This window comes from Ancylobacter sp. SL191 (genome assembly GCF_026625645.1).
Classification (GTDB): Bacteria; Pseudomonadota; Alphaproteobacteria; order Rhizobiales; family Xanthobacteraceae; genus Ancylobacter.
The window spans coordinates 2,192,976-2,207,831 of the sequence record NZ_CP113056.1; the positions used below are offsets into that span (position 1 = coordinate 2,192,976).

The 14,856-nt window shown below is 64.8% G+C and carries 8 protein-coding genes; 6 read left to right on the forward strand and 2 right to left on the reverse strand.

The window, feature by feature from the left end; all coding sequences use genetic code 11:
- Positions 1–548 precede the first annotated feature (548 nt).
- The 3 genes from OU996_RS09900 (at position 549) to OU996_RS09910 (ending at position 7,195) form a co-directional block, all read left to right on the forward strand.
- Positions 549–3,917, forward strand: a complete 3,369-nt coding sequence (locus OU996_RS09900; RefSeq protein WP_267585425.1) for a hypothetical protein — start codon at positions 549–551, stop codon at positions 3,915–3,917.
- A 96-nt stretch (positions 3,918–4,013) separates the two neighbouring features.
- Positions 4,014–5,786, forward strand: a complete 1,773-nt coding sequence (locus tag OU996_RS09905) for a type I secretion system permease/ATPase (protein ID WP_267585426.1) — start codon at positions 4,014–4,016, stop codon at positions 5,784–5,786.
- A 5-nt stretch (positions 5,787–5,791) separates the two neighbouring features.
- Positions 5,792–7,195, forward strand: coding sequence for an HlyD family type I secretion periplasmic adaptor subunit (locus OU996_RS09910; protein ID WP_267585427.1), 1,404 nt, complete (start codon positions 5,792–5,794; stop codon positions 7,193–7,195).
- Between the two features lie 100 nt (positions 7,196–7,295).
- Here OU996_RS09910 and OU996_RS09915 read toward each other — a convergent pair whose 3' ends face one another.
- Entirely contained in the window at positions 7,296–9,134 is a 1,839-nt protein-coding gene (locus tag OU996_RS09915) for an FkbM family methyltransferase (RefSeq protein ID WP_267585428.1), read from the reverse strand.
- A 27-nt stretch (positions 9,135–9,161) separates the two neighbouring features.
- Positions 9,162–10,982 carry a glycosyltransferase gene (locus OU996_RS09920; RefSeq protein ID WP_267585429.1) on the reverse strand — a complete coding sequence of 607 codons (1,821 nt, stop codon included), beginning with the start codon at positions 10,980–10,982 and terminating at the stop codon, positions 9,162–9,164.
- 456 nt (positions 10,983–11,438) lie between these two features.
- Here OU996_RS09920 and OU996_RS09925 point away from each other — a divergent pair, with 456 nt between their 5' ends.
- From OU996_RS09925 to OU996_RS09935, 3 genes are all read left to right on the forward strand, one after another.
- Positions 11,439–12,524, forward strand: coding sequence for a Gfo/Idh/MocA family protein (locus OU996_RS09925; RefSeq protein WP_267585430.1), 1,086 nt, complete (start codon positions 11,439–11,441; stop codon positions 12,522–12,524).
- 168 nt (positions 12,525–12,692) lie between these two features.
- Positions 12,693–13,427 (forward strand): GntR family transcriptional regulator, encoded by a 735-nt coding sequence (locus OU996_RS09930; RefSeq protein ID WP_267585431.1) that lies wholly within the window; start codon positions 12,693–12,695, stop codon positions 13,425–13,427.
- A 258-nt stretch (positions 13,428–13,685) separates the two neighbouring features.
- Positions 13,686–14,822, forward strand: a complete 1,137-nt coding sequence (locus tag OU996_RS09935; RefSeq protein ID WP_267585432.1) for a Gfo/Idh/MocA family protein — start codon at positions 13,686–13,688, stop codon at positions 14,820–14,822.
- Positions 14,823–14,856: the final 34 nt, after the last annotated feature.

A 14,856-nucleotide genomic window follows, 5' to 3' on the forward strand; every position in this document is an offset into this window, starting at 1 on the left:
AGTGCCGGGAATGGGCGCCATCCAAGTGTAGGAGGCGATAACGGGAGCACAGATCCACGAGGCGTTTGACAACCTTATTTTAGGGGAACCCCGGCTCGGTGGCGTCCGGCGGCATCGGAGCGTGACGTCTCCGGTGACAGGCTAGACCGAGTTGTGACGGCATCGGGGAGTAGGGGCTAAGAGGGCGTAGCGGATCGGATGCGCATCCTGGAGTGCCGCAGCGAACACGTAGTTCGCGCTTTCATCCACGTCGGTGCGCCACTTTCTACAAAAAATCAGTGACTTATCTACCTCACGCTTCCGGGCTGTCGGGCTTCGGCGCGCCGCGAAAGCGTGTCGCCACGCTGGCATGTCACGTGCCGGGATTCGCGCCGCGCACCCGTTGTGCCCCGCCGGTTCAGGGGCGGTTCCGCGCGGTTCAGCGCTAGGCAAGCTTGTCTTTGTATTCAACGTCGCTTCACCATTGGATTACCTTAGGGTAGCCTCATGGTTTCTGGCAGGGCTTGCGAACCTGGGACGGATCCAGGATCGACGCGGGAGAGTGGCCGTTGACGACGCTGACGCTCAATCTGACTGCGACCCTCCAGTCCACGCTCACCGCCGGTGGCGCAAGCAACGGTGTGTCCGCTTATGCGGTCTATTTCGACACGAACGGCGCGGCGAACTTCACCACGCTGGTCGACAATGGCACGCTGCAGGGCACGGGCAGCTACGTCATCAATCTGCCGACCATGCCGGCGGGCAAGATTTACTTCCTGATCCAGAGCCAGGACAGCTCCGAGCCCTATGACCTGACCACGCTGATCCAGGATCAGGCCGACATCAACTGGGCCAACGCCGCGACCTGGGGCGTGCGCTACGACAGCTTCGAGTTCTCGCTTGAAGGCCAGACGGGCGATGCCGGCAACCTGACCTCGGTGGAGAGCTTCGGCCTGCCGATGGCGGTCGAGGTCGAGTATCAGGACGGCGGCGGAACGGTGCAGGCCACCGATACGCGGGGCTACGACGTCTCGGGCAGCACGTTCTTCGCCAATCTCAACGGTACCGCGCCGGGAGTGCTCTACACCTACACGGACGGCGCGCTGGCGGGCCAGACCCGCATGGCGATCGGTCCCGCTACCTCGGTGGTGCCCGGTTCCGGCTCGACATCGTTCCAGGCGAGCGACTGGGACAGCTATATCGACAGCCTGCAGACGCAATCCGGGACCACCGGGGTCTTCATTTCCGGCTTCTTCAACGGCGCGGTGGACGCCAACAACGTCTATCACAATGCCGGCTATTACAGCTACGAGCTGACCTGGGACCCGACGCACCAGAACCTGGACAACACGACCGGCACCTTCTGGCTCTCCCCGACCGACAGCCAGGTTTCCGGCTACAGCACGATTGCCGGCTTCAGCCAGATCCAGGGCTATATCCAGATCACGCCGGACCAGCTGGCCAACAGCATCTATTCGACGCTCGGCTCGGCCTATATCTATTCCGACCCCACTGACGCGCAGCCCTACAACATCGCGCTCTCCCCCGGCGCCATGAACACCGGCGCGAACAACCAGTGGGGCGAGGTTCTCACCCAGTTCCTGACCGGCTTCTCCGCCGGCTATATCGGCATGAGCGGTGCGTCGCTGAATTCCGGCGTCACGCAGCCGATTGATCTCAGCAACAACATCAACTGGGATCCGACCTACGCCTTCAATCAGAATCTGGCCGGCGGCGACGTGTCGGAACGTGTCGACCCCTATTCGAACCTGTTCTTCCTCAACAGCAACTCCTACGGGTCGAACTACTCCGACAATCTCATGTCGGCCTACAGCACGGGCGGGCCGCTCATCAGCCTGTACAGCCCGTACACCTCGGCCGATGTCAGCAACATCAACCTGACCATCTTCGACGATAGCGAGACACCCACGGGCTATGTGACGCCCACCATCTATAACTACATCAATACGGGGGGCGGGTTCGATGATGCCGTCGCCACCACCTCCGGCATCAGCATCGGCCTGAATTTCTTCAACCAGCTGGTGATGCTGGACGACACGACGGCGAGCCTCACCTTGCGGTTCCAGACCGCCGATGGCTGGCAGGAACTGGAGCTTTCCGCCGCCGCCAATACCAGCGCCGGCAATCCCGGCAGCCTGTGGGATGACTGGACCATCGTCCAGAACGGCGACGGCACCTATTCCGTCAGCGCCGGCGGCAATGCGCAGACCACCGGCTCGCTGGTCATCACCAATCCCCCCGCCCCGGCCAATGGCGTCGCCTGGTATCAGATCGTCGTCCATGACGTGGACGATCCCGATGGCACGGCGGCGAACGCCAAGACCTTCAATCTCTACGCCACCACGTCCAACTCGCTGTTCGTCAACCCCGCCTATACCGGACAGGCCGGATCGCTGGCGGTGGACGGGCTGGCGATCGTCGCGCCCCAGGCGAGCAGCAGCGCCACCATCCTGACCTTCGCGGTGGACTTTCTCTACGCGGCGACCTCGACCATTGATCCCTCGCTGCTGACCACCAACCTCCCGGACGCGCTCAGCATCTTCAACAGCATGCACGGTGTCGGTACGCTGCCGACCGCGGCCGTGGTGGGCGACATGTCGACCGGCAGCTTCGTCGCCGGCAGCGGGCAGACCACGACCACCGCGCCGGTCGCCGCGTTGCAGTCGGGCGAGCTCGCCTTTGGCTGGACCGGCTACAACCCGCTGGCCTGGACGACCAACGCCAATAGCGACCCCATCGGCTCGTCCTGGATCAGCCAGTACAGCAACAAGATCGGCGCGGGAAACCTTGCGCGGCTGACCTTCGCTGGCACATCCCTAGCCCCGGTGATGGCGCTGGGCGACATTGACGGGCAATGGCTCTCGGGCACGCAGAACTTCGGCAATGGCACCTACACGGCGACCTTCACGGAGTATCTGGCCAGCGACACGGTCTTCGCCAACCCGCTGACGCCGGTCTCCAGCACGCTGAACTTCACCGTCAACGTCGCGGAGGTCGACCTGCTCACTGCCGGCAGCGGGCAGGCGCTGGCGCTGGACGATGGGGGCACTGTCGCCGGCAACTGGATCCGCTTCGAGACGCTGTCCAGCGGGAGCGGTGGTCTTCCCCCGGATGCCACGCTGATACTGTACGCGACCGACGCCAGCGGCAATCTCGTCGCCCGCGACGGCACGACGCCGGGCGTGACCTTGTCGGAGGCGACGCTCGGCAAGATCGGCAACGTCCTGAGCGACCTGGATGCGCAGCTTCTGTCCGGCAGCCAGCACGTCTATCTCGGCGCGGGCCAGCAATTGCGCTTTGCGGTGCAGAGCGGCAGCGGGGCCACCGACATGGCGCCCAATGTGGTGATCGGCGTTCACTCGGATGGCACGGCTGACATCCATATCGATGATTTCAGGCTCTCGGCCGTGAGCGACAACACGTTGAGCGGCGGCGCCGAGCTGGCGTCGGGCCAGCATCGCTATGATGAGGCGCTGGTCTATCTCACCCATGGCGCCATGATCGAGGTGGAGTTGACCGGCAGCTCCGCGAACACCAACACGCTGGGCTTCGTGCGTTTCGACGTGGACGCGCAGGGCAATTTGAGCGTCGACGGCGTCGCCTATGGCAATACCGACACGTTTCGCGCGGCGGTGGTCGACAATCTCGATCCCGGCTTCCTGGTGGCGCGCGGCGGGCAGACCGCGATCGATCAGACGTGGACCGTCCAGGGCAGTGATGGCTACTACGCCCCGGTTCTGCTGACGCAGAGTGGCGAGATTTTCGTGCCAGGCGCCGGCAATTCCGGCGGCAACGAATACATCCGCATCTTCGGCGAGAACATGTTCGGCTTTGAGGATCTGACCGCCGCGCAGAATTCAGATTTCGACTACAACGACATGGCGATGAAGCTGACGCCCATGCAGTCGATCTTCTGAGGGGGTCGGCAGAGGCAGGCGCCTCGCGTAGAGAGTTCTCGCGGACATCCGGTCGGCCTGTGAGGCGAGCGGACGGCGAGGTTGAGGGGGCGTTACGTGTTCGCGCATCGGGGCCAAACGGGGCCGACGGAAAAGATCGAGACCGCGCTGACCGCCGCCCTGCGCTCCGCCCGTCGCGGCTTCACGGCCGTCATTGTCTTCAGCTTCTTCATCAATGTGCTCGGCCTCGCCGGGCCGATCTACATGATGCAGATCTATGACCGCGTGCTGGGCAGCCGGAACCTGTCGACGCTGGCCGTGCTCACGCTGCTGATCGCCTTTCTTTACGCGGTCAGCGCCATCCTCGAATGGCTGCGCGCGTCGCTGCTGGTCCGGGCGGGTCTCGGCTTCGACCGCGAGGTGGCCGGTCCTGTGTTCAACGCGGTGCATCGCGCCTGCCTGCGCCGGCCATCCTCCGCCCATACGCAGGCGCTGCGCGACGTCGATACCGTCCGCGACTATCTGTCGAGCGGACTGATCGTCCTGTGCGACCTGCCCTGGGTGCCGATCTACATCCTCGTCGCCACCGCTCTCAGCCCCTGGTACGGCGCCATCGCGGTGGTGAGCTGCCTGCTGTCCGGCGCCCTCGCTTTCGTCAATGACCGCTGGACGCGCGGTCTGTTCGATGAGGCCACTCACGCCGGCATGTCCGCCGCCAATCAGGCGATCACCACCTTCCGCAATGCGGAAGTGCTCCGGCCCATGGGGATGCTGGGCAATCTGCGGGCGCAATGGGGCCAGCGCCGCGACACAGCCTTGGCCTCGCAGGCCGCGGCGATGGACCGGCGCGGCCTGTTGCTTGCCGCCTCGCATTACAACCGCCTGCTCACCCAGAGCCTGATCCTCGGCCTCGGCGCCTATCTCGCCATCCAGCGGGAGATTTCGCCGGGCGTGATCATTGCCGGCTCGATCATCGTCGGCCGCTGCACCCAGCCGATCGAAATGGCGATCGGCAATTGGAAGGCCCTGCTGGGGGCGCGCTCGGCCTTCCGCCGGGTGCAGGATATGCTGCGCGCCGTGCCGGACGAAGCGCCCGCCATCCGCCTGCCGGACCCCAAGGGCGCCCTGCAGATGGAGAACGTGTTCGCCCATGCGCCGGGCACCGACGTTCCGGTGCTGCGCGGCATCAGCTTCGCCCTGCCGGCGGGAAAGGTGCTCGGCATCATCGGTCCGAGCGCGGCGGGAAAGTCGTCGCTGGCCCGTCTTATCGTCGGCGCCTGGCAACCGACGGCGGGAACGGTGAGGCTCGACGGATCGGATCTGCGGCACTGGGATCCCGATCAGCTCGGTCCGCGTCTCGGCTATCTGCCGCAGGATGTAGAGCTGTTTCACGGCACCATCGCCGACAATATCGGCCGCTTCGGCGTGCGCGATGACGCGAAGGTGGTGCAGGCCGCGCAGATCGCCGGCACCCATGAACTCATCCAGCGGCTGCCGCGCGGCTACGCCACGGATATCGGCGAGGCGGGCGCGTCGCTGTCCGGCGGCCAGCGCCAGCGCATCGCTCTCGCCCGCGCACTCTACGACCTGCCGGCTCTGGTGGTTCTCGACGAGCCCAATGCCGGCCTCGACGCGGCCGGCGAGCAGGCGCTGATCCGCGCCGTGCAGGAGCTCTCCCGCGCCGGACGCACGGTCGTGCTGATCACGCATGTGGCCAGCATGCTCAGCCTTTGCGACGTCGTTCTGGTCCTCAATGAAGGGGTGATGAGCGGCTTCGGTCCGCGCGACGAGGTGCTCGCCAAGCTGCGCGCGCCGCGCCTCGTCGCGGCACCGGCTACGGCCCCGCCAGCCGGCCGGTCGGCGGGCAGCGCGGCTGCCGGGGAGGCATGAGGCTGATGGCGTTCACGCTCGATCAGGATTCGCCGCGTGGGTCGGTGTCGGCCGGGGCCACAGCACCGTCCGCGACCACGGCGCTGGCCGACGCGCCGGCCAAGCCGCCGCGGATCAGCAGCGATGTCCGTCCCATCGCCCTCGTCGGCTATGCGGTCATCCTGCTGACCTTCGGGCTGGGCGGCCTCTGGGCGGTGATGGCCGAGATCGACAGTGCCGTCGTGGCCGCCGGGGTGGTTTCGGTCGAGAGCCGGCGGCAGGTCGTGCAGCATCTGGAAGGCGGAATCATCGCGGAGATCGCGGTGAAGGACGGTGACCGCGTCACCGCCGGCGATCTGCTGTTCAGCCTCGATCCGACGACCTCGCGGTCGGCCTATGTCGTCCAGCGCACGCAGCTCGATACGCTGTTGGCGATCGAGGCGCGCCTGCAGGCGGAACAGACGCATGCGCAGACGATCAGCTTCCCTGCCGAGCTTGAAGACCGCGCGGACGATCCGGCGGTCAGGGCGGTCCTCAACGACCAGCTCACGCAGTTCCGCGATCGCAAGGCCTCGCTCGACAGCAAGATCGCCATCCTCAACAGCCGCGCGGAACAGGTGGACCGGGAAATACAGGGACTGAACCGGGAGCGGGAGGCGCTCGACAAGCAGCTTTTCTACATCGACGACGAACTGGACGGGATCAGCGCGCTGAGCAGCAAGGGGCTGGTCTCGAAACCGCGCCTCGCCGAGCTCCAGCGGGAACGATCACGCCTCGACGGGCTGGTCGGCCGGAATACGGCCGAGATCGCCAAGGCGTTCAATTCCGTCGGCGAGGTCAAGCTGCAGATACAGGATTTGCAGCAACGCCAACGCGAGGAAGTCACCGCCCAACTGGTGGAGACGCGCCGGCAGATTTCCGATACTCGCGAGAAGCTGGCGGTCTCGGAGAATGTGCTAAAGCGCATCGACCTTCGCGCGCCGCGCGCGGGGATCGTCCAGAACATCAACCCGAGCGTGCGCACGCGGGGCGCGGTGGTGAAGCCGGGCGAGACGCTTCTGGAGATTGTGCCCCAGCACGAAGACCTGATCGTCGATGCGCGGGTTCCCACCACCGACATTGACCGGCTGCATGACGGGGTGACCGGCGTCGAGATCCGCTTCCCCGCCTTTCATTCCCGCACCACGCCGCTGATCCTAGGCCAGCTGCAGAGCGTGTCGCCGGACCGGCTGATCGACGAGGCGACTCAGCAGCCCTATTTCCAGGCCGTAGTGTCGATCCCGCAGACCGATGTTCCCGACGATCTGAAGGCGCGCCTGCGGCCGGGCATGCCGGCGGAAGTCATCTTCAGCACCGGCGAGCGCAGCGTGCTGAGCTATCTCACCCGCCCCCTGACGGACGCCTTCTCCCACGCCATGCGGGACCGGTGATGCCTATGCGTACCGGACCGACGCAGAAAGGCTGAAGAGCACTCGTCCCTCATCCCCGCGCAGGGCCGATACGGTCTACACGCGCACGCCGGAAGTCTCGTTAGCTGACGTCTTCCGACAGAAGATGCCGGATCTGGTCGCGCGACGCCTGGATTGCTTCGGCTTGGTCGCTGTGTTGCAGCAGCTCGATCACGGCTTGCGCGTATTGGAACCAGTCCTCGACGCATACGCAGTGCTTGGCGAGGTCGGGATGAAGACCCTCCCGGCCGGATGGCCACAGCACGATCGGCCGGAGGTGGTTGAGCGCCTCCAGCGTCTTGATCTTGACGTCGGTGCCCGCCACGGCGGGGCTGATGACCACCCGGCTCCGAAGGTAGAGCGGGGTGACATCGTCGACGCACCCCAGCGCAGTCACACCCGGCTCGTGGCCGGAAAGCTCCTGCCCCACAGCCCCCGCGACATGCAGTTCCGCCTCCGGGACAGCCTCGCGGATCATGGGCCAGGCGAACCAGATGAAGTCGCGCAGACCCTTGCCGTTCATCGCGTTGGCGGAGTCGACCATAAGCAGGGTGGGAGCCTCGACCGGCGGCATATCCACGGGAGCGAGGCCACGGCCGACCGTCACAAGCGTGATGGGATGTGCCGCGGGTGCTGAAGGCAGCGTGTCGGACGCACCGGCCGCCGCTGCGTCACCCGCATCGCCCGCCGGCACCACGTTACGCGGGGCGCGGCGCCGCTTGAGTCGGTCTCGAACATTCATCTCCGTGTCGATGAGACCTCGGAACATACGAAAGATGTTTGATCGGCGCAGCCGCCGCAGGTCGCGACTCAACCGCTCGACCTTTTGCTCGCTCGCCTGAAGTTGCTTGCGAAGACCGGGGATCTCCCGTCGAAGCGCTGACAACTCCTCGGCCTCAGACCGCGACAGCGCAAGGCTCTCGTGAAGCTCGGAGCGAAGTCTTCGCAGCTGATCCTGAAGGGTCTCCGCCTGACGCCGCGCGTCGTCGAGTTCGTTCAGCGTCGATCGGTGTTGCGGCACCGATATGACGCTGCCACCCATCGCCGCCGCGCGCCCGGCGTGAAGCACCTCGTCGACATAGTCCGGCTTCTGAAGCATCGCATAGGCGAGGTCATCCAGCGTCTCCACCGGATAAATGTCCCAGGAGCGACTGCTCAGATCTCCCAGCTTTCCCTCGTGTTCCGGCATCACGCCGACGAGGCCTATTTCGCGCGCATCACCAAAGATGTTTTGGGTCGAGCCGAAGAAGTTGTTTGGATTGAAGGCGTCCACGACATGCGCGTAAACGCGATAGCCAAGCTGCCAGAGCGTCTGTGTCGTCTCGACCGCGCCGTCGAGTGCGTTGACCTGGCAATAGAGGACAGGCCGCAGAGAGCGGATGGTCCGCGTGCCGCCGCGCAGGACCGATGGCCCCATGCCCTCCACGTCACATTTGATCAGATCACAGGCCGCCAAACCCAAGGCATCAATCGTCTCGACATCCACAAGACCGGCGCCCGCCCATTCGGCATTCCTGGCGCCATTGGTTGCCGCGCCGAGGGCCCGCGGCTCCAGCGTCAACGGGCCGGGCCTTTCGCCCAGTGCGGCTCGATGCAGAATGGCCTGGTCGCAGCCATTGGCCGTCACATTGGCAACGAGAAGCTCGAAAGCGGCCGGCTGGGGCTCGAAGCAGTGGACCGTGCCGGCCGGCCCGACCAGACGGCTGAAGGCCAGGGCATGCGTGCCGATAAAGCTGCCAATATCGAGGACGACACCTCCCTCGGGTATGAAGTTCGTCAGGAAACGGATCTCGCTCTCAGCCCATTCCCCATAGCGGCGCAACGCGGCGCCAATCACGCGGTCCGAGGAGAAAAACGTGATCGGGCCGTAAATGCCCGTTACAGTCTCCGTTGTGAGATTTGCTTCCTTCGCAACCGCCATAGATTTTCCAGCGATCAATTCTTCACACTAACTTCTAGAGAGAATGTCGTTGCGGACAACCCATCGCCGCCCATCGAATGCGGCGATCGCCTGGTCAAGCGCGCTCAGCATGGTGCGCGCGCAATCAATCCAACGGGGCTCGATATTGCCGGCGGTCACTCCTGTCTCCGGGGCCGCCGCCTTGGGAGCGTTGATGATCGCGCCCAGCAGCTTCACCAGATCACTCTCGCGCTGGAACATCCGAATAGAATCAGGGCGCGCGCTGATGGAGCGAATCTCGTCCCAAAGCGGCTGTTTGCGCACGATCACACATTTTCCGTAGGCAAGCGCTTCCGCCGCCGGCAGGCCAAAGCCTTCGTAATGTGAGGGGAAAACCACCGCTTCCGTATATTTGTAGAGATTGGCGATCGTCGCCTCCGGCTGGCTTCCGCTGGAATAGCGGATGACATTCGGCAGTTTCTTGCGGGGATCGCCAACACTGACAAATGTCATGCTGGGAAACGCATCGGATAGCATCTCAAGAGTGTGCGGAATGTCTTTGTGGTCATAGTCGCTCCCCATCACCAGCACGTATCTGCCGGGAACCAGACGGTCCTCGTCCACGCTGCGAACGATCTCGTCAGGGCTCATGCTGTGATGGGTGACAATCTTGGGAATGCGCGTGTCCGGCTGGAAGCGGAAACTGTACCGGTCGCGGCTATAGGCGCTGTTGAAGAACAGAATATCTGTACATTGACCGAACAGTGACCAGGTCTGCCGTAAGCCCGGCTTCGATGTGAACATGATATCCCACATGATCGTATCCAGCATATTCGCGCTGATCACCGCAGCGCACTCATGCATGGCGCGGATGCTGTCGACATCCCACGGCTGGTTCATCAACACCACAGCCATGAAGTACCCCTTGGGTTCGTCATGCTGTATGTCGAGGGCCGGGAAACGGTCGACGAGGCGATGCGATAGCGCGGCGTCCTCGACGGCCACCACCGTGATGCTGGCGCCGTGCTGCGCAAGTTCCTGAAACCCCGACAGGAAGCCCAGCGTGCAGACGGCCGTGCCATTCATCATCGACTGCATGCCGCGTGCGTCGATCAGAATCTTTGGCTGGCCCTGCGCGGTGAAGGCCCGGGACAGCACCCGCTCCAGCTTCAGCTCGGGCTGTTCGAGATGGATATCACGCAGCAGATCGGCATCTTCATGTGCCAGCGCCGGAAGCACGCGGTCGGATGGCAGGCCTTCGCCTGTCCAGGGCACCAGGATCCGGTTCGCCAGCAGATTGCGGTAGCCGCGCCGTCGCAGCCCCGACAGCACCTCTGCATAGGCGTGCCGCGCGTCGCCGTTTGTCGGGAGCGGCGCGGCAACCACCGCTTGGGCGCTGAGAACCATCAATGGCGAAAGATATTCGCGGGTGATGTAGTATTCGGGCAGATAGCGTGCCGCCGCGAGAGGTATCTGGGCTAGCTGGTCCACCATGCTTCCCAGAACGCGATCGCCCGTGGAGGAGACGAAACGCGGCTGAGCGCTCGCGATCATCGGATCCCGGCGCAGCTCGTCCAGCAGCCTGCGGATCGTCTCGCTACTCCAGTTCCAGCCGCCCTGCACGATGGCGAGGGGACGCAGAAACTGGCCCGCTCCGCTCAGTGCGGCGGCAAGCGCCTTTGCCAGACATCCCTGCACTGAAAAGCCTGGAAAGGCGCTCCGCAGCTCCGCCACCGCCCCTGCCGGACAGGCAATCGTGACCCTCTGTCCCCGTGCGGCGAGACCCTCGCCCTCGATAAGGCCATGGATAAACGGGGCAATTTCACCGACCGACATCGCCGTCGCGTCAAGCAGCACATCCCAGATCATGGAGTGACTCACGTCGACCGCCACGCAATCAGCCCCGTCACGCTCTTTGCTTTAAAAGGACGATGACTACATTAGTGGAAGGTGGATGGAGCGTAAAGTCAATATTTTTAAATATTCGTGAAGTAAAAAATTATACTGATAAGTCTATGCTTGGAAAAATGCGCGGGGCGGGTGAGCTTGTTGAGATTCACGCACCGCAGAAGGCATTCCTCCGCTTCAGATTTGGGCGGCGTTGCGGTCGCACATATCGGTTAGCAGGCGGCGATTGATGAGGCGCGACGTGAGTTGAGGTTGCCGGAACAGGTCGCTTGTCGGCGCCGCGTGCCGTCGCCGGCGGTGGCTCAGTTGCGCATTAGAGCGGACAATGCCGGAGCCTGGTTCCAACAAAAAGGTTGCGCTGTGACAGGTCCAGTCTAATTTGTCCGTACAAATAAGCAAAATATACGGGAGGTAGGCATGCGCCGGACGGAAGTGGCGGTGATTGGAACCGGGTGGTGTGGGGGCATTCGTGCGGAGACGTTGTCGCGCTCGGCGCTGGTCGATCGGCTGCATATTTGCGAGATCCGGCCGGAGCGCTTGGAAGAGGTGCGCCGGCTCACCGGCGCGGCGAGCGCGACGATGGATTATCGCGAGATCGTCGCCAACGAGGCCATCAAGGTCGTCTACATTTCCACCACGCCGGAAGGCACGCACTACCCCATCGCGCGCGACTGCCTGAAGGCGGGCAAGCATGTGTTGTTGGAGAAGCCGATCGCGCTGGAATTGTGGGAAGCCAATGAGCTCATCGAGCTGTCGCATCGCAACGGCGTGAAGTTCACCATCGGCTACTCGCAGCGCTTCAACCCGAAGATCGCCTATGCCAGGAAGGCGATCGCCGAGGGCACGCTCGGCCGCGTGGTGAATGTGATGGTGAGCCGGCACCTGTCGCGCAGCCTCGGCAAGAAGATCGCCTCGCGCGTGAAGCTGTCGCCGGCGGCGATGGAATCGACCCACGACCTTGATTTCGTGTTCTGGCTGCTGGAGCCGGCCAAGCCCGTCCGGGTCTACTCGCAGGGAGCCTACGGCTACATGCAGGCCGTGAACGGCTCCTATGACTGCATGTGGTCCACCGTCACCATGGATAACGGCATGCTGGTGGTGATCGGCGGTGGCTGGAACCTGCCGCCGGCCTATCCCAATTACTGCGGCACCTGGATCGAGATCACCGGCACCGAGGGAGCGCTCATCCTCGACGACACCCAGCGCGACAACTGGCTGAGCACGGTGAGCGAGGGCACGCGCTTCCCCATGTCGACCATGCCGGGTGAGCAGGTGGACCATGTGTTCGCTGGCCAGATGGGACCGGAGACGCTGCATTTCCTGGAATCCGTGCTGCTCGACCGGCCGGTCATGGTGGCGCCTGAACACGCCCGGATGGTCATGCAGTCCTATATGGCGGCGGACCTGTCGGCGGCGATCAATGAGCCGGTGGACCTGCCGCTGTCCAACCAGTCGATCGCGCAGATCGACGATCTCAGGCGCGCCGCGCTGGCGACGGCCTGACACACCGGGCTAGGTTTGCCCAACGCGACTCGGCGCAAGCCTGTGGCGGCTTCCGCGTTCCGGCTGTGCGAGAGAGTGATGACGCAGGCAAAGTCCTCCCGGTCGCGCGGCAAGGTGGAATCCACCCCGCCGGGGCTCGGCCAACCCATATCGGGGAGGTCCGCCACAGTGGCGACCTCCGCAGGCGCGGTGCCGCGCTATGCCGAGATCGCGGCGACGCTGCGTGCCGAAATCGACGCCGGCCACCCGGCCCCGGGCGCAAGGCTGTCCACTGAGCACGAGCTATGCGCGCGCTTCGGCGCGAGCCGGTTCACCATCCGGCAGGCCCTGGCGGGCCTGCGCGAGGACGGGTTGATCGCGGCCCGCGCCGGGGCCGGCACGGTGGTGGTGGCGAGCCGGCGCCGGGAGGCGTTCGTTCACACCCTGGCCTCGGTCGAGGAACTGCTGCATTACCCCGCCGAGACCTTCCGGCGCACGCTACGCATCGACCCGGTGACGGCCTCGCCCGAGTTGGCGCATCTGCTGACCTGCCCGGTCGGCCAGAGTTGGGTGCGGCTCAAGGCGGTGCGCCAGACCCGCGTGGCGCAGGCTCCCATCGCCTATTTCGACATCTATGTGCGGCCTGAGCACGCGGCCGTGCTCGACCTCCCCAACCCCGACGGTGCGCCGGTCATCCGCCAGATCGAGCAGGCGCTCGGCCTCCGTGCCGCCCATGCGCAGATCGAGATCTTCGTTGGCCGCATCACCGACGATCTCGCCGAGCCGCTGATGGCGCAGCCGGGCGACCCCGCCCTCATCATCGTGCGCCGCTATCGCGGCCCCGATGGCGGCGTCTATCTGGTGACCTATTCCGTGCATCCGGAGAACCGCTTCACGCTCAACATCGAGTTCGAGCGCCGCTGATCGGTCGGGAACCCCGGCTGTCCGCGTCCGCCCTCGCACGACCTGCCCTGCGACCCATGCCCGGCCACTATGTGCCAATGGCGAAACAGCATTTGCCGGGTCTTTCGTCGCATGGTCCGCTCAGGATCAAGAACAACATGTGACAGGGTGGAGACCGATGAGGCAGAACGACGTCGCCAGGGCCAACCGCGAGGGAACGAGCGCGCCTCGTGCCGGAATGCCGGCGCCGGAAGGCGCGGTCATGCGGGGAGGCCGGTGATGCGCCGCAAATCGCCCAAGGGCATCGGCCTTGCCATTGTCGGCGCGGGCCGCGTCGGCCTGTTCCGCGGCGCGGTCGCCGCCCGTCACCCGGCCGTGGAGTGGATCGGCCTTGCCGAGATCGACGCCGCCAAGGGCGCGCGCGTCGCGGCCGAGATCGGCGCCGACTTCGTCACGACGGATCATCGCGAACTGCTGAAACGTTCGGAAGTCACGGCGGTGATCGTCGCGACCGACGAGCATCTGCATGTCGATCCGGTCATGGCGGCGCTCGAACGCGACCTGCCGATGCTGATCGAGAAGCCGCTCGCCACCCATCTTGATGATTCCGCGCGGGTGCTGCGGGCCATCGAGCGCAGTGGCGTCGATGCCGTGGTCGGCTACACGCAGCGATTCCGCCGCCGCTGGCTGGCGGCGAAGGAGAAGGTGCGCACCGGCGCGCTGGGCGACGTCACCATGGTGACCTCCCGCGCCTTCATGAACCGGTTGGTGGCGATCGACAATTACCGGCGCTCCAACGCACCCGAGACCATCTCGCCCATGGTGATCTCCGGCACCCACGCCCTTGATATCGTCATGTGGTATCTGGAGGCCAAGACGCCGGTCGAGGTCTATGCCCGCTCCGTCGACAATGTGCTCGGGCCGGACTGGCGCGGCATCGATGGCACCGCCGGCATGATTATGATGTCGGACGGCTCGATCTATCATCTCAACATCAACTGGGCGCTGCCGGTCACCTGGCCCGGCGCGGTCTACAGCCTGGAGGTCGGCATTGTCGGCACGACCGGCGTGCTCACCATTGATGACACGCATCGCGACATCGTGCTGGCGGTCTCTGCGCCGCAGGAGGAAGGCTACCTGCCCGACAAGAGCCGGCTGGTCGACTTCATGGGCAGCTACCCGCCGGGCGACATGGCGCTGGGCGAATTGCGCGGGCCGATGCGCACCGAGACCGAATCCTGGCTCAACCGCATCGCGCTCGACCTGACCACCCAACATGCTACCGCCGCCGAAGCGCATAACCGGCTCATGCTGACCAAGGCGCTCGACCTGTCGGCGCGCCTCAAGAAACCGGTGAAACTGCCTCTGGAGGTGGAAGGAGAACGTGAACTGATGCGCGAGGCCGCCATGGCCTGACGCGCGGCATAGCTGCAACGGTGCCAGCCAGAAA